Source organism: Mesorhizobium sp. WSM2561 (assembly GCF_000513915.1).
GTDB lineage: Bacteria > Pseudomonadota > Alphaproteobacteria > Rhizobiales > Rhizobiaceae > Mesorhizobium > Mesorhizobium muleiense.
Window position 1 is genome coordinate 12,272 of the sequence record NZ_AZUX01000054.1, and the last position, 26,505, is coordinate 38,776.

17 protein-coding genes and 2 pseudogenes are annotated in these 26,505 nt (G+C 57.8%); 13 read left to right on the forward strand and 6 right to left on the reverse strand.

Translation table 11 applies throughout. The annotated features are described in order from the left end of the window. Positions 1 to 80: 80 nt before the first annotated feature. The 3 genes from M727_RS0129335 to M727_RS0129345 all read right to left on the reverse strand — a co-directional run bounded on the left by M727_RS0129335 (position 81) and on the right by M727_RS0129345 (position 4,644). Positions 81 to 2,087: an ATP-binding protein gene (locus tag M727_RS0129335; protein WP_027155586.1), complete on the reverse strand. Its 2,007-nt coding sequence runs from the start codon at positions 2,085 to 2,087 to the stop codon at positions 81 to 83. Next, the gene (locus M727_RS0129340; RefSeq protein ID WP_027155587.1) at positions 2,084 to 3,424 is read right to left on the reverse strand and encodes an SIR2 family protein; all 1,341 of its coding nucleotides are present in this window, start codon (positions 3,422 to 3,424) and stop codon (positions 2,084 to 2,086) included. The genes M727_RS0129335 and M727_RS0129340 overlap by 4 nt, the downstream gene beginning before the upstream one ends. 221 nt (positions 3,425 to 3,645) lie before the next feature. Further along, positions 3,646 to 4,644: a hypothetical protein gene (locus M727_RS0129345; RefSeq protein ID WP_027155588.1), complete on the reverse strand. Its 999-nt coding sequence runs from the start codon at positions 4,642 to 4,644 to the stop codon at positions 3,646 to 3,648. A gap of 76 nt (positions 4,645 to 4,720) precedes the next feature. Between M727_RS0129345 and M727_RS37965 the strand changes: the two genes are divergently transcribed. Both M727_RS37965 and M727_RS0129355 read left to right on the forward strand, forming a co-directional pair. Then, positions 4,721 to 5,374, forward strand: coding sequence for a hypothetical protein (locus M727_RS37965; protein WP_156941673.1), 654 nt, complete (start codon positions 4,721 to 4,723; stop codon positions 5,372 to 5,374). Between the two features lie 267 nt (positions 5,375 to 5,641). Next, positions 5,642 to 6,238, forward strand: a complete 597-nt coding sequence (locus M727_RS0129355) for a hypothetical protein (protein ID WP_156941674.1) — start codon at positions 5,642 to 5,644, stop codon at positions 6,236 to 6,238. 460 nt (positions 6,239 to 6,698) lie between these two features. Here M727_RS0129355 and M727_RS37970 read toward each other — a convergent pair whose 3' ends face one another. Beyond that, complete coding sequence (locus M727_RS37970) at positions 6,699 to 7,049, reverse strand: hypothetical protein (RefSeq protein WP_027155590.1); 351 nt, start codon at positions 7,047 to 7,049, stop codon at positions 6,699 to 6,701. Between the two features lie 176 nt (positions 7,050 to 7,225). Here M727_RS37970 and M727_RS0129365 point away from each other — a divergent pair, with 176 nt between their 5' ends. From M727_RS0129365 to M727_RS42560, 8 genes and pseudogenes are all read left to right on the forward strand, one after another. After that, positions 7,226 to 7,444: a hypothetical protein gene (locus M727_RS0129365; protein WP_027155591.1), complete on the forward strand. Its 219-nt coding sequence runs from the start codon at positions 7,226 to 7,228 to the stop codon at positions 7,442 to 7,444. Between the two features lie 407 nt (positions 7,445 to 7,851). After that, positions 7,852 to 8,490, forward strand: a complete 639-nt coding sequence (locus M727_RS0129370; RefSeq protein ID WP_027155592.1) for a toxin-activating lysine-acyltransferase — start codon at positions 7,852 to 7,854, stop codon at positions 8,488 to 8,490. A gap of 437 nt (positions 8,491 to 8,927) precedes the next feature. Next, on the forward strand, positions 8,928 to 9,530 hold the full coding sequence (locus tag M727_RS0129375; protein ID WP_027155593.1) for a hypothetical protein: 603 nt from the start codon (positions 8,928 to 8,930) through the stop codon (positions 9,528 to 9,530). Beyond that, the gene (locus tag M727_RS0129380; RefSeq protein WP_027155594.1) at positions 9,527 to 10,015 is read left to right on the forward strand and encodes a hypothetical protein; all 489 of its coding nucleotides are present in this window, start codon (positions 9,527 to 9,529) and stop codon (positions 10,013 to 10,015) included. Before M727_RS0129375 ends, M727_RS0129380 begins: the two co-directional genes overlap by 4 nt. Beyond that, the gene (locus M727_RS0129385) at positions 10,015 to 10,686 is read left to right on the forward strand and encodes a hypothetical protein (RefSeq protein ID WP_027155595.1); all 672 of its coding nucleotides are present in this window, start codon (positions 10,015 to 10,017) and stop codon (positions 10,684 to 10,686) included. Before M727_RS0129380 ends, M727_RS0129385 begins: the two co-directional genes overlap by 1 nt. Next, positions 10,683 to 20,531 carry a calcium-binding protein gene (locus M727_RS0129390; RefSeq protein ID WP_084646956.1) on the forward strand — a complete coding sequence of 3,283 codons (9,849 nt, stop codon included), beginning with the start codon at positions 10,683 to 10,685 and terminating at the stop codon, positions 20,529 to 20,531. Before M727_RS0129385 ends, M727_RS0129390 begins: the two co-directional genes overlap by 4 nt. Positions 20,532 to 20,556: 25 nt before the next feature. Continuing rightward, the gene (locus M727_RS0129395; RefSeq protein WP_036263902.1) at positions 20,557 to 22,305 is read left to right on the forward strand and encodes a type I secretion system permease/ATPase; all 1,749 of its coding nucleotides are present in this window, start codon (positions 20,557 to 20,559) and stop codon (positions 22,303 to 22,305) included. Positions 22,306 to 22,653: 348 nt separating this feature from the next. Then, a pseudogene (locus tag M727_RS42560) lies at positions 22,654 to 22,830 on the forward strand (IS3 family transposase); the annotation flags it as partial. A gap of 390 nt (positions 22,831 to 23,220) precedes the next feature. On the opposite strand, the gene M727_RS0129400 reads toward M727_RS42560, so the two are convergent. Continuing rightward, positions 23,221 to 23,640, reverse strand: a complete 420-nt coding sequence (locus tag M727_RS0129400; protein WP_027155598.1) for a response regulator — start codon at positions 23,638 to 23,640, stop codon at positions 23,221 to 23,223. 441 nt (positions 23,641 to 24,081) lie between these two features. Further along, positions 24,082 to 24,369 carry a PilZ domain-containing protein gene (locus M727_RS0129405; protein WP_027155599.1) on the reverse strand — a complete coding sequence of 96 codons (288 nt, stop codon included), beginning with the start codon at positions 24,367 to 24,369 and terminating at the stop codon, positions 24,082 to 24,084. A 214-nt stretch (positions 24,370 to 24,583) separates the two neighbouring features. On the opposite strand from M727_RS0129405, the pseudogene M727_RS37975 reads away from it, so the two are divergent. From M727_RS37975 to M727_RS0129425, 3 genes and pseudogenes are all read left to right on the forward strand, one after another. Continuing rightward, positions 24,584 to 24,736 (forward strand): annotated as a pseudogene (locus M727_RS37975) (IS3 family transposase); the annotation flags it as partial. A gap of 870 nt (positions 24,737 to 25,606) precedes the next feature. Then, on the forward strand, positions 25,607 to 25,849 hold the full coding sequence (locus M727_RS42565) for a hypothetical protein (protein WP_027155600.1): 243 nt from the start codon (positions 25,607 to 25,609) through the stop codon (positions 25,847 to 25,849). A gap of 294 nt (positions 25,850 to 26,143) precedes the next feature. Beyond that, positions 26,144 to 26,505 (forward strand): PRC-barrel domain-containing protein (locus tag M727_RS0129425; RefSeq protein ID WP_027155601.1); only part of this gene is annotated, 362 nt, incomplete at its 3' end.

Sequence of the window (26,505 nt, forward strand, 5' to 3'; positions counted from 1 at the left end):
TGGGTGCATTCGATGGAATGAGTTTTTTGAAAACGAGAGGCTGGGCAAAGACGTAGAAGCTCCAGTGTTCGCGGCTACGATCAGACCAGGTCTGAAATTCCCTCCTCCGGATCGAGTAGCGATGAGGCGAGTCGGACGCTCGCAAGGCGACCTTCCTCGTGGAACCAGAGATCAACTATTTTGGTGTCGTCACTTGATGGCCGGGGAGATGCGTCCCTGACGCGAAAAGTTGTCGGCAAATTGACCGAGGTTCCGAACACCAGCGCGTGCTGTTTGGGGAGGGATGGTAATCGCTTAAGGACAGCGTCGGAGATGAATGGGGTCATCTGACGGATTTGCGACAAGTCATCCGGGTTCTGAATTCGGTGAACTACAAAGTTAGAGCATTGAGACAAAACGGTCTTTGAAAGTTCGCTCGGCCGCTGTGATGCCACCATAAGGAATATACCGTACTTGCGACCCTCCTTGGCTATCCGCTCAAAGACCTTCGCCGCGTCCAACGCATAACGGGAGGGTGTGGAGGCAACATAGCGATGAGCCTCTTCAAGCAGCAAGTGAACAGGGAAGCGATTGCGCGGGTCGGCTTGTCGCAGCAGCCTGAAAGTCATGCGCGCTAGAACCGAGCAAAAAAGCTCAACGACGTCATCCGATACGGCGTTCATGTCGACAATCACGACCTGACTGGTTTTGGTCAGGCCACTGCCCTTCGCGGTTAGGCCGAGGATTCGGGCGAGAAATTCAATCTGGCCTTCACCCATTTCCCCACCAGGCGGCAGTGAATGGCGCAGAAACTCATACTCCCGGCGCTCCTCAAGGGATTTTAGGCGGGTGACCATCTGCGAGCAGTAGTCGCGAATCTGGCGATTGCCGTGTGCCTCCTCGTAAAGGATGGCTAGATCCATTGCCTCGCCTAGCGATCGGAAATCGAAAGGGATGTTTTCGTAATCCGGTAGCTTCAAGTCGTCGATAACAAAGGCATTCTCGCCGATGAGAAAGTCGTCCAAACCTTGGGCGTCGGCCATCTGACCGAAGCCAATTTTGATGAACGGGTGGATGGATTGGAGATTGATCTCACTCGTGTTGAATCGCTGCAAGATGCCAACTATCCGATCATGCTTGGACGGACTGCTGGAATCGTCGCGCATGATCTGCGTGATGCATTTCGCAAGGATATGGTTCTTGACGCCGTCAAGATCGTCCGCGCCAGCTTGTGAGAACATCGTTGAAAGGCCAAGCGCCATGCGCAGTATGGGTACCTGCGTGCGTTCGCTGGCCTGAAGTAGCAGTTCCCATTCGGAAAGGTCTAGGAACCAATGCGGCAAGCGGAAACCAGTCGCTGTTCCATCGAGCACAACTCGATCGATCCCAATTCCGCCCGGCTTTGCCAGTGGTTCTAGCGCCTGCCGATACTCACCGTTGACGTCGAACACCACGAACGTGGCACCCCGGGCATGATGCTCGTTCGGTTTTTCAAAAAGCGCCTGTAGAATAGAGGCGACTGTGCACGACTTTCCGCTGCCGGTGTTACCTAGCACTGCGACGTGACCACCGAAGAAGTCGTCGAGGCGGACCTTCACCGCATAGTCCTCGAACACGACGGACTGACCAATGCTTAAAACACGGAAGCGGGTGGCGTCCGCCGGCACACTGACTTGCCCGTCGGGCCCGATACCCGCCTCAGCCTCGGTTTTCGTCTCAAATATCCGGTCGAGTTCGCTGTCAAGTGCATACAGTGCGTCGGCGTAGAGCGACGGGAAGACCGACACGCCGAACCGGAACTTTCCGTCCCCTGAAGCAGGCAGCATGCCTACGGGCACGACGTCGAGGAATTTCGCCGATCCGGCCTTGTCGATATCGCCCCTTGAGGATGGAGCAACATCACGCTCGCGCAGGCCCACAACTTCGGCGACGACGTATTCGGCGTGGGTCGGTATCATCAGGAACGAGCCTAGACGTGCGACGTAATGCACATCATCAAACCCGACCACGGTGAAGTTGTCGGTTCCCGCGTGCATTTCGACCACGAACCTGTCTGCTGCGACTGACGTGACCTTTCCAACGGCGCGTTTGCGATCGTCATGGCTCATTCGGTATCGTCCTTGTCCGGAGCCAATTCCTTCATCACCTTGCGAACGGCGTCGTCGATACGCTCGCTTGGCCGCTGAGGCATGAACCGGTCGACCATCGTGTCGAAATAATGTGCCCTTGTACTAGGCTCGGGACCGTCGCCACCAATGATCCAGATCCGTGGATCACCAAGGGCCCGCAGTTTGGCAATTTCTCCGGGCGCGTCCGGTGACGCAAAGATTATCAAGCGAAAAGTCGGGATCGTCAGTGCCTGATAGATGATATTGTTCAGGTGCTCGTCGCCGAACCCGTAGCCTGCTGTCACCAGCACGCTTTGTTCCCGAACGATGCGCGACTGGAATTCGCGAAAGAGGTCGGCGTACGGTGACCCGAGACTCGAGTTCTGCTTTGCCGGCGTCGGAAAGATCATCATCTTGGCGCCGCCGTCGGCTGGCCACTTCTCGCGGATAGGGAACAGGCCGTGATCGTCTTCTGTCCAACTGATCGATCCGTGCAACTTACATAGATAGACAAACGCATCGACTGCCGACCATTTGCGGTTCGAAAGATCCAGCTGTTCAGCCAAGGCATAGCGAAATGTGGAGGGGTTGAAACGCCGCTCTACAACGCCAGAGAAGCCGTTGGCGTAAGGAATACCAAGGCGGTCCATCGCGGTCTCATTAAAAAGATCATAATTCGTGGTGAACACCCAAGGCCGGGGTAGGCTTCGGTCGCGCAACACCAATTTGCGATAAAACTTCTCATAGAGGTCAGCGACAGCTGTATCCCCCCTCGCGAAGGCGCCTTGAGTGCATTGTTCCCAGAGGAAAGCCTGGACTTTGTTGATCACCTCGGTCAGCTGTTTAGCCCGAGCCCAATGGGAAGATTTCGCGCTACGCTGCAGAACGAAACGAAGACTGTGCAGGACCTCCATCAGGCGCTCAAGATTGCGCGCGTACTCATCGGCCAGTTCGACGCCTACCTCTTGGAGAAAGGCCACCTCTTCTTCGGTCACAAGCCAGTCAGATGGTTCAACGGTAGGCTCGCCCGTGCTATCTTCGCCCAAGAGATCCTCGTCCTCCGCAGCCTGCTGCGCGGCTGCGTGCGCCTGAGCGGTAGCGTCGCAGAACGTCTCAGCCAGGCCCTGCATGGTTGAGATGCCTCGCTCCTCCCCGTCGATCCGCAATGACGAGCAGCCTGCACCCAGAAGGAACGCCACGTTGCGTGCGTTCAGAGCATCAGCGATGCCTTTCTGCACTGTCTCGACCCCTTGGGACCAATCTATATTGGCCGGTGTCGGTTCGCCGTTGCGGACAATCTGGAACTGCCGCCGTGGCGGCACATCCTCCTCAGCCATTGCTCTTCTTCCCCCCTTTTATGCCAGAATCCAGCATACGCCGCAGTAGTGAGCCACCTTTCAAATTAATGCAAAGACGACTTGTCGTAGACCGGCAGGTCTGCAGCATTAAACTCCGACACATCGCCCTTTCTTATAGGGGCAGTCCGTTTTTGGCATACTCGAAGGAAGGCTCGCGGGGTGGCGGGCCTTGAGGCTTATGCGGTGTTCTTGTCGCGGTGCTATTCAGGGTGGTCGTCCGCAGATGCGCCCAGCTTGGAAATCACCTTGTCTTTGTTAGCCTTCACCCATTTGAGGAACAGGTGGCAGGTCGGGCCCGAGAAGATGGGCTTCAGGGTGGCAAGCCAGTTCTCATACTCGTCCGTCGGCAGGCAGACCGCGCCGGAAATGAACGCGGGCTGCTCGAACGGAGGAATCTGTCCGACGGCGGCCTTGTTCATGCGGAAGAAATGCTTGTTGTCCGTTCTGCTTCGAATGATGTGAAGCTGCCTCCTGTCCAGGAGCGACGGAAGGTTCTCCATTTGCTTGAACTGGAGTGCTGTAATGGGCACGGTTGCGCGCACGAACAGCTCGAGCAGCCAAGTCCGGATCAGCTGGACGCTGGAGGCCGGCGGCTTGAGGATGGCCGAGATCACACTATCAGCGAGTCCGTCGAAGCAGCCGGGAGTATCCTTCTCGAGCGCCTGCATGAGGAGGCTCACCTCCTTGGCGAACACCACGAGTTCCGAGAAGTTCGCCACGATGTAGTCGATGGCGCCCACCGGCTTCGCGATCTTTAGTGCGCGGAAGATCACCTTGATCCGGCCGATGTCATAATTGTCCTTGCCGATCTCCTCCTGGAGGAAGCCCAGCAAGTTCAGCGCCTTCAGGGCCTCGACGTCCTCGACGTCCGGCGCATCGTCGAAGTAGATTTCGGCCGTCAACGATTCGAGGGCCTCTCCCTCCGCCTCGTCCGATATGTCGCTCGTGAGACCCTTGAGCTTGCCTATATATTCCGCCCGGGACATGACCCTTGTCTTGGCGGCGTTGAGGGAGAGCCCCTCGTTGATGCTGAGCTGCTGCGCCAGGAAGCTGAGGACGTCGTAGGGATTATCGCCTGCGTTCAGGAAGATCCGGAAATCGTCGACGAACCGCGTGACCGAAATGCCATGATCCATGAGCGCCTTGTCGGTGTCGGAAAGGGCCAGCTCCGCCAGCAGTCTCGCCGCGGTGCCGCCCACTGGGAGTCCGATGACCTGCCACGGGTAATTTCCTCCGGTTTTGATTAGAGTCCGGCCTCGATTGAAGGACGGACAGATGAAGAGAAAGCGATTTACGGAAGAGCAGATTATCGCGGTTTTGCGCGAACACGAGAGGCAATGGCGAACAGGCTACTCAGCAAAGACCCTTGCGCACTGCTGGGAAAACGCCGACGGCTTGCCGCAGGAGATCGCTCACATGTTCGATGGGCTGGTCGAGTTGCTGCTTGCGCTTCCTGAGCACAAAGTGGCGCTGGACGGGGGAAATCGCGACAGCCAGAACGATGTGTTCGCGCTTATCCGGTTCGGCGACCAGACCTGCGCCGCAACCATCGAAGGGAAGGTAAACGAACCGTTTGGCCCACCCGTAGGAGAGTGGTTTGCAGAACCGTCCCAGCAAAAGCGAGATCGCATGTGCCAGCTATGTGGTCTGCTCTGCTTGGATGAGGTTCCGCCATCCCATATCCGCTATCAGTTGATGCACCGGACGGCTTCCGCGCTGATCGAGGCACGGCGGTTCAAGACAGACGAAGCCGCCATGATCGTCCACTCGTTCTCACCAACCCGCATGTGGTTCGAGGAGTTCGCAAGTTTCGCAAGTCTTCTTGGTGTTGAAGCTGAACCTGACCGGTCGAGCAAGGTGGTCCTTAAGTCAGGGCAGCGGCTCCGCCTAGGCTGGGCCACCGGCAACGGGGATTTTCTCGAATGCTAACACTTCCGCTGGACGCGCTGGTGACACGACCGAACGCAGCAGCCACAGCGGCTCGCGTCAATCCGGCCTGCTTCCGCTTTTCGGTAAGCAGGAAGCGGCCAAGCGGCTATGGCGTTCTGAACAATGGGATTTGGCCATCCGCCCTGTCGATCCTCTCGACAGCGCGGTAATTCGGAAATCGGATTTATCTCAAGATCAAATATTCCTGTGCCTTTGTTGGCATAAAACAGCAACATGGAAGATGTGTCATGACGCAAGAACCAGACCGTGTTTGGTGAATTCGGAGTACGTGCGCTCAAATTCACGTTGGGCAGATGCGCACTACTTGTCGCGCTGCATGTATTCTCGGCTGATGACGAAAAAGCGATAGCCGAAACGGGCGCGATCCCGTCCGTTGGACAAGCGCCATGTGATGCAGCCGCAAGTTCTGTGGCGCGGCTGACGGGCGCGAGTATTGGCGAGGCAATCCCGTCGCTGGGCAGCATCCCGCTCGACCATCCAGCGGCAGCCGAAATCAACATGTACTGTGCCGATGGGAAGGGTGAAGCGCCAGTGCTGGGGGGCGGGTCGGTGGACGCCATCTCCTTCTACACGCGCAACGATCCTCTCGCATCGAGCTTCAACTCGATGGTTATAAACTCTGGCGCTGCATTGAGCGATCTGCGGGCGGCAGAAGTTCAGGAAACTGTCGAACGGTGCTTCCGCGCCCTGTCAGCTTCGCGCACCGGGACCGTTCACCTCAACTTCGGTCAGTTCGGGTTCATGTGCGACGGTGGCCCCGAATGGGGAAGGGCATACAACATTTCCCTGCAAAACGCCTTTCCGGCGGAGGCAGTGGGGCGCCAACAGAACAATCCGCAGTAAAGACTGCCGATCATGGCCCACGACACCCGCATTGGCCGGGCGCGACGGGTTCCTCGCTTGCGTAACCGCCGCGCTGGCACGAGATTGCGACCCGAGTTGCAAGACGTTGACGCCCACGGATAACTACGTGGTGATCGCCCATCAAGGCGGTGTCGCAGAGATCGCGTTGTACCCCCCCCATACTTCGACGGATCGGTTAAGCCGGTCCGCCTGTTCGCACTGATCGATGAGGATCAATGACTATCGGTGGGGGGCGAAGGCACGACCAAATGAAACGAGGCGTTCGGGAGCCATGAGAGGTCGCGTGCATCGGATATGCGGAACGGCGTCAACGAAGCAACGATCTTGGCGGGGCGCGGCCCAAATTTGTTATTCGCGAAACCCGCCAACCGAGCCTACAGGTTACGCACGCTCGAAACGCGGTGTTCACGTCGATGGCTGTCCATCAGCCGCCGCCGTTTCACTGCCAATCGATCGACCTTGCCCGTTCCGGGTCACGCTTCCATAGAGCAGAAAATTTTCGCTGTTGTGCCCGTTCCGCCGCAATACGGGCGTCAATCTCTTCTCGTGACGCATCGGACGGCCATGAAGAACCGCCACAGTCACCAGCCCCTGTCAGATAAAGCCGGCGGATGGCCGCTTCCGCGCCCTTGACCTTGCCGCGCCAGAACTCGCTCGCGCGTATGCGGCGCTCCATATCGCGCAAATACCGCATTTGATCTTTGGTGCGCATTTTCATCGGCGGAATAGAGGGCACGTCGCCCGGCGAAGCGCAAGTCCGCTCGTGGATGGAAGGTGCCAGAATGGTCATGCAGAAGAACCAGAAACCTCGCAACCATCGCGGATACTACGCCGCCACCAGCACAACCTTGAAAAGCTATGCCGGGCGCGGTAGGCGAAATCTAAGCGAGCATTGGCAAGGTCTGCGGTCATCTCCAGTGAGATCAAGACAATGCGCGCAAACGAGAAGTCAGGATACGGAATGCCATGATGGGGATCGAGGTGGGCGACATATCTAACAACGGCGGCATGATCTTCGGTGTGATCTCGCTGCTTGTAATAGTGGGCGCGATCTTTAACGCAGCCTTCCAAGTGTTCGACAAGTGGTTTCAGCGCAGCAAGGCCCTTCAGGGGCTGGTCGTTTGGGTGTTTTTCGGGTGGATGATCTTCTTGTTCTACGTCGGCTTTTCCGGCGGCGTCAAATGATTCATTTGCGGGTAGTGCATGCCAATCGATTGGTCATCCGACCTGCGCGTCATTCGTCAGGCTTTGACCCTTCGATAAGCTTATTCTCGATTAGCCATTCGCGAGGAATTCGACGGATCATCTCTGGACGGGTCACATCGCCGCCTTCAAAGATCCTCCAATCTTAGCAATATGTTCCCGCCACACGTTGTCGCAAGATGGCAGCACCGCTCACCGAAGCCTCGATCCCTGAGCTTTGCGCCGAAGCAGTTTGTATGGCAGATCATTTGTAGGCGGCGGGTATGCCAATATCGCGGCCTGTGTTTGGCTCGATTAATTCGGCGGCTCAGGGAGGACACCGGTATTCGGATGTTGACCCGGGCGGTTGTTGACTCGACCATGGGCGAAATCAGCAACGGTGACAATTTATGACAAACGAAAAAAGCGGCAATGGCGGAATCCTTAGGGCGTCGCCGAGACAGAATGGTGCAGCTGAAGCCGGCGAGCCCCAGGATAAAGAATCCGAAGCGGTCGCCGGGACGGACCCGGTGAAATCTCCACAGTTGTCCGAGGAAGCCCACGCCAAATTGCGTGAGGTACGCAGCAAGCTCGCGGCCGCCTTCTCGCAGGTCACTTTGGCATTAATGGCAACCCCACGCTATCGCAACCAGTCGATCTCCGATCTGGAATGGTTGGTGTTGGAACCACTACTGCGCGACCGTATCGCGATCGCATCGGCCAAATCGTCTACGGCCGGCAATGAGGGGCAAATGATCGGCGTGGCGATCTGGGCAAAGGTTTCGGAGACAGTGAGTGCGAAGATCGAGGAGCAGATCCGCGCGCGCAATTTTCCGGTTCGCCTGAAGGGCGACGACTGGGACAGCGGCGACATCGTCTGGCTGCTCGATGTGGTTGCCGCAAACCGCAATCTGGCCACGAGCGTGCTGGTCAATTTCGGCCAGCTTGCCAAGGGCGCGCCGGTTCGCGTCCACCCAATGGTCCGGCAACTGGTCGACAAAGAGCTCCTGGAAAAGCTTAGCGAAGAGCGCACCTCGGTGCCTTCATGAGCTTTGGAATAGCAGTTTTGGCAAGCCGCTAGAGGTATTTCTTTCGTGCTTGCACCGCTCAGGCTGGAAACTATTCTCTGTTAAGCCGGAGTGAGCTCCATCCATACAACCACAGTAGATAAAAGTGTAAATTAGAAATCTCTTATAGATAAAAGCCAAGATTTTCTTAAGTTGTTCTTGGCGAGGCCTTAACAACCCATCACAGCTATGTTACCAAAATCGCCGCGGGGGTAACGCGGCGGTGATCGTCGTGCACCCATGAAAACGGCGAGGGGTTGATGGTGTCGGGCGTCACGCTTGGCATTGCTTCAGTTTTGGGTGCTGGAGCTCGGAGGCGCGGACCGTCTGGCCATATGGCGGATGGCGGTTGGCAGTTTGCATGCCTCCTAGCGCGAAGAGCAGTTTTCGTACCTGCTTTTTTTTTCGCCTCATGCAGCATGTTCGCCGACGTCTGGGAATGGAACCAGAAGGTAACCGTCGAGGTGCTTGTCGACGGCAAGGTGGTTTCCGGTTCAGCCGTGTCCCATGTCTGGTGGCAGGAAGCCAATGCACTTGGGGTTTATCCCTCGGGCTATAAAGGCGAGGCGACGGTGGTGGACCTTGGGCGGCGAGGGCAGCTCTTCGCGCTGATCGGCGAAGAAACCAAATACATTGCCCAGTACACGCGTCATGATCATCTGGGTTATCGCCGCGGCGATTACGAGAGGCTTCTGCCTGCTATCATGCGCTTCCGGGGCACGAAGGACGTGCCTCGCGACCGTTATCCGCTGCTTGTCACCTTCACGGACCCAAATGATCCGAGGACTGTGCGGAAGGTGGACCCAAACGTTATTTCCGCGGCCTTTGGTCCCGGGGTTTCTTTAAGCCGGGTCACGCTCGAAATCACCGACGAAGCAACGACAAGTGGAAAAGTCGAAACCTTGCTCCCTTGGCTGAGCTGGCCGCGTGAAAGATTTCTGACAGCCGGTGGCGGCCGAACCCCTTTGAAGGTTCCGGGGGAAGTTGTGGGAAGAATTAATTTCGTTTGGAGAGGAACATGAGTATATCACAGGAATTTTTTCTGTCCATTCTCGCAATGGACTCCTATAACCGTGGATATGATGCCGGTATTGGCGGCCTATCTGAAAGATCAGATGGGTCAATATCTATCGGAAACGCCACTATATCTATCAAGTTGTCGGATTTGGATATGGAGGGCTCAGCAGAAGCTTCTGGTTTTTACGCGATAGCATATGACGTTGGCTCCGGCGTGGAGGGCATCGAGGCCGGCACGACGGTTATTTCCTATAGAGGCACCAATAGCTTCGGTGGTCTTTTCGCCAGCGACATTTTCTCCGGCTGGGCAGTTGGCGCAGGCATTCTCAGTCCGACCACCTATGCTCCTGGCGCGCAGGGACAGCTAGCGCTCGATTTCTACGAAGATATCACGGGACAAAACCCATTCGCTACAGAGGGCGGGAACGCCATCTTGACAGGGAATTCACTTGGCAGTGGCTTGGCTGCACTGGTAGCTGGGAGTTGCTGATGGCGCAGGCTGCCGTCAAATTGGCAATTGTTGCGGTGGTATTGCTTGCGACGGGCGCGGCAGGCTGGCGAGCGCTCGGCTTCCAAAGCTGGGATTGGCATCAGAAGCTGACCCTTAGCGTCGAGACGCCGGCGGGAATCGTGTCCAGCGGAAGCGTGGTCGCGGTTCATGCCACCACGGAACCAAAGTGGATTCCCGTAGACGGTGCCGGCGGCTTGCACAGCAGCATTAAGGGAGAAGCGTCTTTTGTCGAAATTGCTCCCGGCAGATATTTGTTCGCGCTACTAGACGGCGAAGCAAGCAGAGCGTTGTCGCTCTTCATCCCTGTTGGACTCATCGGCAATGAGAGGCCAGCCTTTCTCGAACAGATACGCGACGTACGCGATGTGCCACGCGACGAATATCCTCTGCTGGTCACCTTTACCGACATCGCCGACCCGAAGACCGTCACCAAGGTCGATCCCGACAATCTCGCCGCCACCTTCGGGCCGGGTGTGGCGCTCAAGCGCATCACGCTTGAAATTACCGATGAAAAAGTGACCGAGGGCCGAATTGCCACGCTGCTTCCTTGTCTCAAGTCTGGAAAAGCGTGCATCCCGCTGAACAAGAATTTGGCTTTCGGCGATCCAATGCGGAATGTTCTCAACGACCGATTCTGGAGGAAACTATGACGACAGCCATGTCGAAAGACCTTTTTTTGGCAATCCTGTCGATGGACGCATACAACCGCGGGTATGCTACAGGTCTGGCTGTCGAAGGTAACCAACTCGGCGTGGCCACGATATCCACCGATTCTGAAGAGGTTTTTCGCGATCCGAGTGCTCCCGAAGAGACACCGACCGCCGCTCAAGCCGCCGACTTTTACGCGATCGCTTATGATTGGAACGGCGAGAGGGTAATTTCGTATCGAGGAACAGATGTTTGGACAGAACTCCCTACGGTCGACCTGCAACTCATATTGGGAAATTACTTTGTCAGTCAGACGCGATTTGCCGCGGAGTTCTACGATTCCGTTACTTCGGATCTGCCGTCGAATGCAGCTGTCACACTTACGGGACATTCCTTAGGCGGTGCGCTAGCCGGCTTCGTCGGCGCCATTTATGGCACTGACGCAACGGTCTTCGATAACATCGATTTCGAGGCTGCTGTTCATAGTCTATATGTCGATTATCAGAGCTACCTGTCCGGAACGTTTGATCCTCCTCAACCAGGCCCAACGCTAGCTGCCTATGAGGAGTTCTTCCAGGCGGTGTTTTCAGGTGGTGAGCTATCCGAGCCAGTTTTTTCGCAGATAGTTTCTTACTATGTGCCAGGTTCGATAGCTGCCCTCTCACGGGTTAATGTTGAAACCGTCACGCATCTGGTGGGCGGAGCGCTGGCTTCCGTTCTGCCGAACATATTGTCTAGTATCGAACTACACACTCAGGCCCTGGTCGTTCTGATAAAATTTGCCGAGGAAAATGGCCTATTGAACTGGAACCCAAGTGGTGACCTCGGGGCCGATCCAGATAGTTGGGCCAGTATTGCACAGTATCTGTTGCCGGCGCTTTTCGACGATGATGTCGGTCGCGCTGCCGGCTTCGAGGAGAGCGGCACAAACGGAACAAATAGCCCAGCTGGGAAACTGATAAAGGCTATAGGCTATTCGGTCATCGATGAAGGGGCGCGACCTTTCGGCGATGTAGCCGTCAGGGCTATGTTCAATGATGCAGATGAACTCGGCAAGCTTGTTGCTGCAGGCATTGGCAATTCCAGCTTGGCCGATAGCATTGAAGTCCTGACGCAAGCAATTGTGCAGTTCGCCGGGCTGACGGCCAAGAACAAGCAACTGCTCGAAAATCATCCTGAGTTGCAGGACGGCATCCTCCAGGTCAGCGCGCCGGGTGAAGGCGGCTATGCCGGCATCGACCGAATCCTCACGATAAATTTCGATAGTGACTATTGGGGGATCGGCTCGGGCGAGAACGGCGCGGACGCTTCTTTCAACGGTGAAATGTTGGGGCTCCGGTCCATTCTCAATGGTCTCTTCGCTTCGCCTTTTGCGCAAGATGCCGAGTTAACGTCCTTTCAGATGCAGACGCTGATGGAGCATCTCTGGGGACCGGTCACAGCGCCTCCGGGGCAGCCGGCGTATTACACCAGCCGCTTCAATGCCGTGCACTTCGCGCTCGACGACGGCGCGCAGCAAGTTCGGCTGCCGGATCTGATCGACGAAAACGGCGATCCGACCGCCCAGCCGGACAAGAGCGCGATTTTCGTCTCCGGCGATGGCGACGACCAGATCGCCGGCTCCAACGGCAACGATTTCGTTTCCGGCGGCGCAGGCGACGACACGCTGTTGGGTGGGGCCGGAAAGGATCTGTTGGTAGGCGGTAGTGGGAGCGACACCTTCATCGCCCTACCAGGCATGGAGAATTCCAATTCGCCTACAGGTGGCGACGGAGACGATGTCTACATCGGCGGCCAAGAGCGCCTTGCGCCATGGATCGAGTGGGTGCGGACGCAAATGGGTTCCGGCGAGACGGATACGGTCAAGTATCTGTCGGGCGAACAGGCGCCGGAACTGTTCCAGGTAGACGGGGTGGGCGGTACGGTGACGCCCATCGAACGGATATCTAGCCGCTCGGGTTTGATCGTCGAGCAGTTGAACAACACGGCCTACCCACTGCCAGGTGGTCATGGTGTCGAAATCGTCGTCCGCGATATGGAGACAAATCACACCTCCGGGACGGATACTTTGGTTTCGATTGAACGCGTCGAACTGTCCGACAATGCCGATATAGTACGCGTTAACGACAATTCGCTCGACGCGGAAATCATTATCGATATGGGCGCCTCGCGCCGCGTCCAGTCGGAGTTGAAACCCGGCGACACGCTCGATGAAGACGCGTTCATCAACAATGTCGATATCGCTGATTATTCCGATGTTGGCCACGGCTTGGTGTACTTCAAGGGTCTGACGACGGAGCGCGAGCAGGGGCTGCTCACCGGTGGCATTTCGCAGGTTGGCGGCCTCTCCACGGAAATTGGCCTGGTGACAGGAGCGGTCAATGCCGACAATTTGCGTGTTCAGGGCGCAGACAAGATCATCCTGACCGACCATGACGACGTGCTGGTCGGCGCGGAGTACGGTTCGATCGTCGAACTCGGCGGTGGCCAGGACAAGGTGTGGCTGCAACCCGGCCTTCTCGTGCAAGGCTTTGACGCTAACGATCGACTGACGCTTTTCGGCGCGCTCAACCTTTATGGCGGCTGGAAAAACGCGGCATCGGAATCGCCCTATGCTGTCGGTGCTTACGGAGTGCAATACGGCATCAACCAGGACGGCGATCTGCTCGTTATCAATCCGTGGATGGTCTCGGCGGATGGCCGCGATAACCATATGTATATCGAGGGTTGGCAGCAGGCCGTGAAGGGCCAGGAGTTCGGCATCGGTTCCGGGCCGGGCGACATCATCCTCGCCGAAATGCATATTGAAGTCCATCATCTGCTCGACGACCGCCCGGCGATGGCTAACGAGATCGGTCTGTGGGGTCTGGTCGATTTTCATTTGCGCGCGCTCACCGGTTCGGGCCATTTCGGCCCGGAAACTGCTGATCCGCTAGTGCTCGATCTAGACGGAGACGGGCTCGAACTGAAGATGCGCACGGGAACATCGGCACGGTTCGATGTCGACTTCGACCTCTATTCCGAACGCACCGCTTGGGCAGCGCCGGACGATGGCATGCTGGCGCGCGACATCAACGGCAACGGCGCCATCGATGGCGGCGGCGAGCTGTTCGGCTATGGCGACACTTACGGCTACAGCATCCTTGCCGCGCTGGATGGTAATCATGACGGCGTCGTCGACGCCACCGACAATGGTCTCTCAGACTTCAATGGCGATGGCAACGTTAATTCATCCGACACGTTCGGCAGCCTGCTCGTCTGGCAGGATTTCAACGGCAATCTGATTTCCGAGGCCGCTGAACTAGCGACGGTCGGCCAGCACGGCATCGTCTCGTTCACTTTGCCCACCGCCGGCAACGGCGCCGTCGAAATCGGCCCGAACGGCGAAGCCGTGGTCCTCGACACCATCAACGGCAACCATGTCATCGGAACCTCGGCCTTCACACGGGGCGATGGCTCGACCGGAACTGTCGGCGAGGTGCTGTTTAACATCGACGACATGAACAGCCGCTATGATGGCGATCCCATCCCGGTCACCGCAGAAGCGGCCGCCTTGCCCAACCTCAAGGGGTTTGGCACTCTGACCGATCTTCGCTCGGCGATCAGCTATATGGAAAACCCCGCCGATCCGGCCCAGCAACAGGCTGCGCATGACCGGGCGGTGGCGATAGAGGGTCTGCTGGCGGGCTTCGACAGCAACGATCTTGATGAGCTTGTCGCCGCGGTTCGGCCGATCGCCCAGATCTGGGGCAATGCAGCGCCCGTGCGCAACGATGCCGGCGCTATCGTGACCGGCCTCGAGGACCTTCCCGACCTACTGGTGGTGCGCGTCAACGGCCAGATCGTCGACTATGTCTGGGGCGGCACGCAATCGACGGTTCTAGATACTGACGGCAGCACAATTACTCTCACTACGGTCGAATTCGCCAGCGGTGCCAAGATCCTTCACAGCCACGATTCGGATCTTTCGACTGGCTCGGCGATCGCCGACTGGCATGATCTCTACGACGCTTTGTTCGGTACCGGAGCGGCCTACGAACTCGATCCGCTTTCCACGTCCTCAAACATCAAGGGTGTAGACGGCGGCACCATTAGCTATCAGGTGGGCTCGGCCAGCGGGACGCCCCGTCCTATCATCGATGCCGCGACTGGTGATCTCGGTCTGACAGCGGGGACCGTGCTGGACTGGGTCCAGGGTGAGGATCTAGCGTTCTTCGAGCGCTATATCGGCGGCGACCTGTCGGTTTTCTACACGCAGCCGGCGCCGGGTTCTCAGCCGATTGCCACGCTGATCGAAACCGTGACCCGCATGGAGGAAGGGTACAAGCAACTCGCCGTTCGCGTGGCGGTGCAGGGCGGTCCTCTGTCCAGTTATTTCACCGACATCAGCTACGACACCGAGGCCAATGTCTTCACGTCCGACAACGGCAACCGGCAGCTTGGCTGCGTCTTCGAAAAGCTGATCGCGGACGCGGCTTGGCAAGCCGATCCGATCGACTGGCTGCATGACTGGAAGCCTTTGCTCGACTACGTCATCGGCAATTTCCAGCGCAATTCCAGCCTGCCGAACACCAATCCATTCCTGTTGCAGAACATTATCGACGGCTATGAATCTGCGGGATCGACCCTGGGCCTGGCGCAAGTCGCCACGGCCATCGGGCTTCCGGCAGAGGCAATCGTCGATGCCAGCGGTGCGGTCGCGGGCAGCAACGGGATCGATCTGTTCTATCTCAATGGCGATGAGACGGCGGTCAGCGGTGCGGCGGGCGCGGACGCCTATATTTTCGGCCGAACCGTTGGACATGTCGTGGTCAACGACACTGTGCCTTCCGGCAGTGACGCTGGCAACCAGGTCCGGTTTTCGCACCACACCGTGGATGACGTCCAAGCCAGCCGCTCTGGCGATGATCTTATCCTGACCGTTATTGCCACCGGCGAAACAGTCACGATCAAGGACCAGTTCATGGGCGAATGGCCTGGACTGTGGATCGGCAACGCTTGGCGGGTGGCGGGTATCGATCAGATCGTCTTTGCCGACGGAACTGTGTGGAACGATGCTGACCTGACCCGTGAGGCCGCGACCATCGATCCCGCCAGCACGACGGTGACCGGCACCAACGACACCAACTATCTACGCGGCGGCACCGGCGACGACCGTCTCGAGGGTGGCGCCGACTACGACATCTACCGCTTCGATATCGGTGACGGCCATGACGTGATCTACGATTTCGAAAGCAACCCGTACCGCACCTTCGCCGACTCGATCTATTTCGGCGCTGGGGTCAACCAGCAGAATGTCGTGTTCTCGCGCGTCGGTAACTCGAGCGATTATACGATCACCTATGGTGCCCAGGGCGACAGCATTCTCGTCGAAGGCGCATTTGCCAAGATTCATCCGGGTGTCTTCGATAGCTTCTTCACGGGCAGTATCGAGCTTCTGGTCTTTGCCGACGGGTCGTCGCTGACCGAGCAGCAAATCATGGGGCAATTGATCAATCTGTCTTCTACCGCTGGCAACGACATTATCTACGGCTTCGATAACGACGACCGCATCGACCTCGGCGCCGGCAACGACTGGGTCCAAGGAGCCAACGGCAACGACACCTATTATTTCGGCGCGGGCTATGGCCACGACCAGATCCAGGATGGCGCGGGCAATATTCTAGCCGGCATGGACGACACGCTGGTATTTGTTTCGCCCTTCGACCTTGCCCAGGTGACGTTCGAAAGAGTGGCCAATTCAGGCGACCTGACCATTAGGCTACCCGACGGCAGCGACGTCCAACTCCTCGGGCAGTTCAGCGCCATCTTCCCCGGTTTTCTGGAGGACGTCTATTGGGACCGGATCGAGAACTTTAAATACACGGACCTGAGCGGACAGGCTCATGAATTCACCTGGCTCGACCTCCAAAATCTCATGCTGGACCGCAAAAGCACCGATGGAAACGATACCATCTATGCGTTCCACACTGACGACATTCTTCAGGGCGGTTTGGGCGACGACTTCCTAAGCGGCGGCAATGGCAATGATATCTACCGCTATGCGCTCGGCGACGGCCATGACACCATCCAAGACAACAATCCGGCTTTTCTGGCAGGCGAGTTTGATGTCATCGAGTTCGGTCAAGGCATCTTGCCGGATGACGTGCGCTTCCTGCACGAAGCCAGCGCGGCCAACGATATCGTCCTGCAGATGGCCGATGGCGGCTCCATCCGAATCAAAGGCCAAGCATGGCATACCAACCTCAATTGGCGGCCGGATGAGATCGAGGAGTTTGATTTCGCCAACGGCACGGTCTGGACCGCTGCGGATCTGCGTCAGCAATATCTGCAGCATGCAGATACTGCGGGGAACGATGCCATCCTCGGCTTCTTCAGCGACGATGTTCTATCGGGCGTCGCGGGTAATGATGATCTTGCAGGCGGCGACGGCAGTGACACCTATTTGTTCGGATATGATTTCGGCCACGACTCAATCCACGAGAGCGTCGCGGCGGTTCTTTACGACGATGCCGACAAGGTTCTGTTCGGAGCCGGCATCGGAACGGGCGACGTGTCGTTCTCGATCGGCGCAAATCACTCCGATATTGTCGTCACGCTCAACAGTACTGGCGAAACACTCTCTATCTATGGCCAGAACGTCCTGACGAGCACATATACTTGGCACGACGTGGAGCAGTTCGTCTTCGAGAATGGCACGGTACTGACTAAAGAGGACGTTAACGCGCTGGTACTCTCCTCGCAGACCACCGCCGGAAACGACACCATTGTCGGTTGGTGGGGGAATGACGTGCTCTATGGTGGCGCCGGCAACGATTTGCTGGACGGAGCGGGCGGCGCCGACACTTACCTGTTCGGCTATGGCGACGGCAACGACACGATTTTGGAGCGAGCCGCCGGAGCATTCCAGATTACTGACCAGGATACCATCCGCTTCGACGATGGTATCCAGCTGTCCGATGTGGCGATATCGGTGACCGGCGCGACGAAGAACGGCATCGCGTTCACGCTCACACACACGGGTGAGGTGCTCAGTCTGCCTTCGTTTGGGGATATCGAGTTCTTCGAGTTTGCAGATCAGACGCTGACCCGCGTGCAACTGCGTCAGCTTCTTGCGGACAGGCAGGTTACGAATGGCAACGACACCATCACCGGCACCAGCGGCAATGACATTTTCACAGGCGGCCGCGGCAGCGATACGCTGGTCGGCTGGGCAGGCAACGACACCTACGTCTATAACCTTGGCGACGGCAATGATGTGTTCGACGACACTACCGACAGCATCTATATCAGTGGTACCGACAAGGCCCTGTTGCACGGAATCGCTACGTCTTCGGTCAGCGTGTCGCGGTCCGGAAATGACATTATCCTCACCATCGCGGAAACCGCATCAGGCGCTGGTGACGGTGGTCAAATAACCCTAGTCGCATCAGGCGCGAATTATGCGCAAAACGGCATAGAGACTGTCGAATTCGACGATGGGACGATCTGGGACAAGAATACTTTGCGCCAAATGTCTCTCACCACCGGTTCAACGGATGGTGATGACGTCCTGAATGGTACGAATGCGTCTGAAACATTCCAGGCTGGCCTCGGCAACGACACTTTGAATGGTGGCCTTGGCAATGATACTTACATCTACAAGCGTGGCGACGGCAACGACATCGTCAACGAAGCCAACGACTACTATTACTTTGGCGGCAATGACAGACTGATTCTGAACGGTATCGAACCATCAACGGTAACATTCGATCTCACCGCCAACCGCGATCTTATTCTCGTCATCAGCGAGAGTTCGCCGGGTGCCGGCAATAGCGGGCGGATCACGCTTTCTGGTACCGGCGATGCTTCCTGGGATCGTGGCATTGAGTCAGTGCGCTTCGACGATGGCACCGTCTGGTCAAAGACCGATCTGAAGACGCGCTACTTCAACGGCCTGAGCACGTCCGGCAATGACACAATCACCGGCTTTAACTCAGCCGATACCTTCGAGGCTGGCTATGGCGACGACACACTGAATGGTGGCACCGGCAATGACACCTACGTCTACAATCGCGGTGACGGCAATGATACCGTCAACGAGGCCAACGGCAACTTCTACTCCGGTGGTATTGATACGTTGGTGCTACATGGCGTCACGCCGTCATCGGTAACGTTCGATATTACCACCGGCCGTGACATCATTCTTGTTGTTGGCGACAGTTCGTCGGGCGCCGGCGATGGCGGTCGCATCGCGTTGGCAGGCAGCGGCGACACTTCCTGGGATAGAGGGGTGGAGTCGGTGCGGTTCGACGATGGGACTGTCTGGACCAGCGCACAGCTAAAGAGCAAGTATATCAGCGGCATTGAAACCCCAGGGAACGATACGGTCACTGGCTTCAACTCCGCCGACACAATCCAGGGCGGCGCCGGCAACGACATGCTCAATGGCGCCGCTGGCGACGACACTTACTTTTATGCGCGCGGCGACGGCAACGACACCATCACCGAAAGCGTAAACAATGGCAGCAACGACCAACTGGTGTTCACGGATATCAATGCATCCTCGGTGAGCCTGACGCGCAACGGCACGGACGTGACGGTTGTGATAGCCGAGAGCACACCTGGCGCCGGCGATGGCGGTTCGGTCCTGCTCAAGACCACATTGGAGGATGACCGCGGCGTCGGTGTCGACAAGGTGGTGTTCGCCAACGGCACGACCTGGACTAGGGCTGACCTCAGGGTCAAGCTGCTCGATCAGGCCGGGACCTCCGGCAACGACACCATCACCGGCTTCAATGTCGCCGACACCATCCGAGGCCGAGGTGGCAACGACGCGCTCAATGGCGCCATCGGCAGCGATACTTACATCTATGTCTCGGGCGAGGGCAACGACACGATCAATGACTACTCCGGCTCGACTGCAGATATCGATACGCTCAATCTGTTGGATCTGAATGCTGAAAGTGTAACGCTGTCACGCGACGGGTTGAACCTGAAGGTGACAGCCAATATGACCGGCGAAGTCATTACCGTTCAAAATCAATTCTTTTCCACAACGGCGAATTGGGGGATCGAGAAGATCGCCTTCGCGGATGGCTCGCTGTGGAACCTGGCGACCATTAATGCAAATGCTTGGGTTCGAGGCACGGCGGGCAATGACACGCTATCCGGCACCAGCTGGAACGACACATTCCATGGAGGCCTTGGGAACGACTCACTCCAAAGCGGCGCAGGCAGCGACACTTACATCTATGCGTCGGGCGACGGTAGCGACACGATCAATGATTATTCCGGTTCGACTGCGGAGATCGATACGATCAATCTGTCGGACCTGAATGCTGACGATGTAACGCTGTCCCGCGACGGGCTGAACCTGAAGGTGACGGCCAATACGACCGGCGAAGTCATTACCGTTCAAAATCAATTCTTTTCCACAACAGCGAATTGGGGGATCGAGAAGATTGCCTTCGCGGATGGCTCGCAGTGGAACCTGGCGACCATTAATGCAAATGCTTGGGTTCGAGGCACGGCGGGCAATGACACGCTAGCCGGTACCAGCTGGAACGATAGTCTCTTTGGCGATGCTGGGAATGACACGCTCACTGGCGGAACGGGGAACGACACGTTTATCTTCAGGTCAGATTTTGGCCTAGACAATATCACGGACTTTGCCGCCGGTGCCGGGTCTCAGGATGCCGTCGAGTTTGCGAATGACGTGTTCGCCGATTTTGCTGCAGTGCTCGCCGCTGCAAGTCAGGTCGGCTCCGACACGGTGATCACGGCTGATACCGGCAATATCCTGACGTTGAAGAATGTCGCTTTGACTAACCTGCATCAGGACGATTTCCGGTTCATTGCTGCTTGATATCTGAACTGGAACTCTTTTGAAGGTGACGACGCAGTTCATTCCACCCGAACCGCCGCGAACAACTCTCGCGGCGGTTTTGGCCTCGTTTCGACAATCGTTCTCCGGAATCGCGTTGATGAGTGGCGTGGTCAATGTCCTGACGCTGACCGGCTCGTTTTTCATGCTACAGGTCTATGATCGCGTCATTCCCGGCCGCAGCGTGCCGACGCTCGTTGGGCTCGCCGTGTTTGCCGGCACGCTTTTCGTCTTTCAGGGCGCTCTTGAGCTCATCCGGTCGCGTTTGCTGGTGCGCATCGGGATGGCGTTGGACGCGCGCCTGAGCGGACAGGTCTATGCCGCCCTCATGCGTTTGCCGTTGCGCACCAAGCTCGCAGGCGACGGCCTTCAATCGTTGCGCGATCTTGATCAGGTGCGTTCGTTTATGTCGAGCGCCGGTCCGACCGCGCTTTTCGACCTGCCATGGATGCCGCTCTATCTCGCAATCTGCTTCCTGTTCCATTTCTGGATCGGGATGACGGCGCTGGCCGGCGTGGTCATTCTCTTCAGCCTGACATTGCTTGCCGAAATTCGCACGAGAGAGCCCGCCAGAAAGGCAAACAGTCAAGCGGCGGCGCGCAATACACTTGCCGAAGCGACGCGTCGCAATGTCGAGGTTCTGCAGGCCATGGGCTTTGGCTCGCGCATCGCCGAGCGCTGGTCAGGGATCAATGCTGACTATCTCGACACCAATGCAACAGCGAGCGACCTTGCCGGGACACTCGGAACCATCTCGAAAATCCTGCGCATGATGCTGCAATCGGGTATCCTGGCGATCGGCGCGTATCTCGTCATCCATCAGCAAGCGACCGGCGGCATCATGATCGCCAGTTCGATCATGATGAGCAGGGCACTCGCACCAATCGAACTGGCTATCGCGCACTGGAGGGGTTTCGTCACCGCCCGCCAGGCCTGGGCCCGGCTGACCCAGCTTTTGGTACTGCTTCCCGAAACTGTGACAAGTGTCTCGCTGCCTGCGCCGAGATCTGCTCTTTCGGTCGAAAGCATCAGTGTCACGCCGCCGGGGGAGCGTCGTATGGTCGTGCAAGACGCCACTTTTGCATTGGAAAAGGGCGTCGGCCTCGGCATTGTGGGGCCGAGCGCTTCGGGAAAATCATCGCTCGTGCGCGCGATTGCCGGCATATGGCTGCCAATCCGCGGCACCGTCAGGCTGGATGGCGCGACGCTCGACCAGTGGTCTCCGGAAGAGCTGGGCAAGCATGTCGGCTATCTGCCGCAGGATGTGCAACTGTTCGACGGCACCATTGCCGAGAATATCGCGCGCTTCGAACCGCAAGCACCATCGGACAAAATACTGGCGGCTGCGCGCGCGGCCGGTGTTCATGATCTCGTCATCCATCTGCCGGAAGGCTACGAGACGCGGGTCGGCGAGGCCGGGTCAGCACTTTCGGCGGGCCAGAGACAGCGGGTGGCGCTTGCACGGGCGCTCTACGGCGACCCGTTTCTGGTTATTCTCGACGAGCCCAACTCCAACCTCGACGCGGAAGGCGAGGCTGCACTGACGGTGGCGATCCAAGGCGTGCGCGCGCGAGGCGGTATTGCCGTCGTGGTGGCACATCGGCCGAGCGCGCTTGCAAGCCTGGATCAGGTTTTGGTCATGGCGAACGGCCGGGTTCAAGCCTTCGGTCCGAAGAACGAGGTTATGAACAAGGTAACCCGGCCAGCGGGAGCTCCCTTGAAGGTCGTTTCCGGACTTGAAGAGACGGCATCCTGATGGCGCAACGCACGAGGCGGCTACGCCACCTGAGCCGATTTCGGTCCGCGGTCGCTTAAGCAGACGGCTGCTTTCGACTTTGGGCAGCGTTGGTGGCAACCACAGCTGACCTGGGCGCCGATGTCTTTATTCGGGCGGTGTAGGTTTCGGGAGGACGATCATTCCCTCCAACTCAAGCGACCTGATCGACCCCATCTAGCACGTCTAGCTGGGGCCTATCCCGAGTCGCGACGATCTGAATTGCCACATTCGCGATTTCGCGCTCCGCCCTGCGGGCGACCTTCAGTCGCGAAGGGCAGTCGCGTTCTGGTTCGCGTGTGAACCATTAGGGCCGGCGGGACGTTTCACTACAACCGATCGCGCCCACATTCGGCGCTCGGCTACCTCACGCCGGCGGCCTATGCCGCCAATCTCACCGCAACGGGCGATCGGCTGCGCAACGCCGACCAGCTCCGCCGATCGCCCGTTGCTCAACCCGCGCCATACGGCGTACAACCCGCCGAGGCTCGAATTGCGGCTGGATGAAAATTCAGTGGCAGGTCACTGCCCGTCTCTTAAGCCGGCGATCGGGTTAGCCTTTCCACAGTCTAAATAATTGCTTTTGCGAGTGCTTCGCCCTCGTGGATAGGCTCGGGGGCCGTAGAGTGTCTACTAGCGCTGTAGCGTTTCCGGCATTTCAAACCACTGTTCCACACAAGCGGTACGGCGCGAGCAGGAAGGGACGAGATTGGGACAGTACCGGCTTATCCGCTGAGCGAAGGCTTGTGCTTTCATCGGCGGGCCGCGACGGGGCTGACGGTTTGCTGCGTGGTCGCGTGAGGTCAATCCGACGCTGGCGAGTACGCGAGCCGATGACACCATATTGGCGGGAGGTGCCTGACATGGAACTGGCTTGATGTCGGGCCCGCTGGATCGTCAAGAGTTGGGCTGACCGCGCCCGTCCTCCGGCGCCAAGCTGGAGCTTCCCTCATTGAGAAGGGTTGCTAGCCCGGTGATGATCTGTGTCATCACGAACGGCTTGCTGATCATGATGCTGTTCGGCACCCCATGCGCGGCCCAATCGTCCGACCCGTGGCCGCTCATATAGATCACCGGCATGGTGGGGACGGCGGTTCTTACGTGACGGGCGACGTCCCAGCCGGTCGGCCCCGTTCCGAGACTTACGTCCGTAACGAGCGCCTTCAAGTCGTCTTTGTGGCGGTCAAACTTCGCCATCCCCTCTGCTCCGTTAATCGCGGAAATGACCTCGAACCCTTCTTCTTCGAGGGCGGTTTCGACGTCGAGCAATAGGATAGCTGCGTCCTCGATAAGCAGAACGACGCTTGGTGCTGTCATACAAAACTGTCCTAGGCATCGCGAGCGTTATGGATGGTGTCCCCACGGCCCGAAGGGGTGACGGTTGATTTGGTTGCATAAGGTTTTGCTTTTACGAAACTCCTTGGCTGCGGCCAGGAAGGCCTTGCGGGTCTATTCGGGCGTCGCCTGATCTGCGAAAACGGCTAAGCAGACGCGCCGCTTAGGTTCAATTAGTGCAAGTGAGACGCTGCTTACCTAATTCGCAGGTCGGGAGCGCTTCCTCGAGCCAAAGATCTCGGGAGGCCTCCATGCCTCGGTCAGCGAAGGACCACATAGGCCGTGCCGCGTTATAGAAGTGGAAATCCTGTTGCAGCCCCAGGGAGTGAGATCGCCGTTCAGGCTGTTCCTTGTGGTCGCCGCAGCTCTCGCATTCAGCTCAGCGCGGCTCGCATGGAGAGGAAAACCCGTCCGGCGGCTCGGTTAGCCGTAGTGCAGTCGGGGCTTCGGCTCCGCGCCAGTAAATTGGACTCCTACCTTCTCATTTTTGCGCCAGCGCACAATGGAGCGATAAGCCACTCCATCGACGGGCACATAGAGAAGAAACTCGTTCGGAATCCTCGTTTCAGCGGGCACGTTCAGTTCTGCTCCGCCGGCGTGCCGATTGCGCATCGTGCAGCTGATTTCCGATTTTGTGATGTTGATGATAATGGTCGCGCCCTTCAAGACGCGTTGCCGACGGGCGCGGCGATGTTCGACAGTATCCGGCAATCATGGTTCCTCCAAGCGCTCCTCGGGACGCGGCCTGACCGTCATTGGCTCCACTCATTCCATAGCACCATTGAACGTTGCGGCGAACAACGGATTTCTCGAATGCGGAGCGACCATCGGGCGAAAAGCCCCGCACCGCGATTTGATTTCCCTTAGTTGTTTAGCGGGAAACCAACGCTTGCTCTCTACAACGCCGAGGTGATCCAGCGACGCGTGGCGCTCGTTCGAGATCGTCGAGTACGCGACGCTGGAGTGGGTGGTCTGGTTCAACAATCGCCGGCTGCTGGAGCCCATCGGCAACCTCCCGCCGGCCGAAGCCGAGGAACGCCGCCATGACATGCTCGAAGAGCCTGCCATGGCGGCGTGACCCAAACGAAACGGCCTCCGGCAAACCCGTCGCGGTTCACCTAACGGCAGAGAACGGTGTGCTGTTGATCCGTATCCTCAGGCGTAAGGCCGAAGATCTCAATCGCATTCTAAGATTGGGCGACTGGACTCCACGCAAGATAGACAAAGTGCTGTGGACGTATGGTCGCTAAGAACGGCGATGATGGCGTCGGGCAACGGGACCGTGTGCCTGCCTCGACAAAACTGGCACGCTGGAGAAACCGACGCAACCACCGTCTCATGGGGGGTCGCATCGAAGCAATGGTTACCGAAAAGCCGTGCCGATAGCTCTGCCGCTCAGCAAGCCTCACAAAACATTTTCGGACGGCATCGTTGCGTGATACGCCTTTCGCCACGCAATGCGATTGGTGCGCCATGTTAACACGGCTTTTCCCGATAAACGGCCGCATTTTCCAGCCGGAGGAGCTGAGTATCCTCCAAAGTATCTTCGATGACCTTTGTTCGGCAAGGGGCATCGAGCATGACTCTGTCGCAGCCGTCGATCCTTTCTGATTTGCGTCTACCAAACGGGGGTGACGGACGAGAAGCGCCTTCGCCGGGCAATTGGACTGTGGAGCCTGGATAATCTATGCGAACCCGGCGGAACGTGATGCCGCGACTTCCCCTACCGGCCGACACCGCAAGGGCCCGCCAGGGATCGAGCGCGACTTTTATTCCGTTCGCTTATCAATTTGACGAATTTGTTTTGGCTCTTAAATGGAAAATCGTGCTTCAATGCGCGGTTGCGAAAGCCTTAAACTAGAGTTTTTCGCAAGTTTATTGCGTGTCGGTGAGCGTGGTGCTCGAATGATTGACCACACGAGAATACTCAACCTGATCGACACCTGCCATGATGCTGATAAACTTCGCTAATGGATTAGCGACGCTCGGGAAAAATAGAGCCGCCATTGCCGAAGCCGCTTTCCGCCGACTCGTTGCAGTCTTGCCAAAAGAAAAGCCCGGTTCGATCGAACACGACTTCTGGCAGACGATCCAAGGATTCGAAATGATATTGTCGGATGAGCGTGGCAAGACGACGCGCCTGACTCGCACCAGGCAGAAGGTCGCCAGGTTGGTGAGATCCAAACGCTGAAAGACTGGGCTCTTAGCACCAAGAGTACGGAAGGCTTCCAGATGCTCCTAGACCTCGGCATGCCAGAGCTGCCGGGCGAGGCTGTCGTTCTTAGACGTCAGGATAGCTTCGAAGGAGACGTGGTCGCCGCCGCGAGACGACGACTCGAGGAAGCGGGTGTGCACACGGAACCTTCACGGCATTGCCGATCACATCGACGGGGCGCTTCTCGCTTTCAGGTCTATTTGCACAGTTCCCCGGAACCCCGCGGGCACGGACCCGTTTTGCTCAATGACCGACGGGAAGGAGCAAACCATGACAAACAAAGACCCCGACATTCGTGAGACCCACGACCTTATCGCCAGCGACATGGTCGTCGGCACCAACGTCTATGACATCCAGGGAAATCACATCGGGCAGGTCGAAAGGCTGATCCTCGAGAAGAGGGGCGGCAGGNTATCCTATGCCGTTCTCAGCTTTGGTGGTTTTCTTGGAATTGGCGACGACTACTATCCGCTGCCGTGGCAGAAGCTCGACTATGACGAGAGCCTTGCAGGCTTCCGCATTGACATCACGAAGGAGCAAGTTGAAGGCGCTCCGCGCTATGCTCGCGACCAGGATTTCGACTGGAATGCCGAGAGTGGCCGCCGCGTTTACGACTACTACGGCGTCCGACC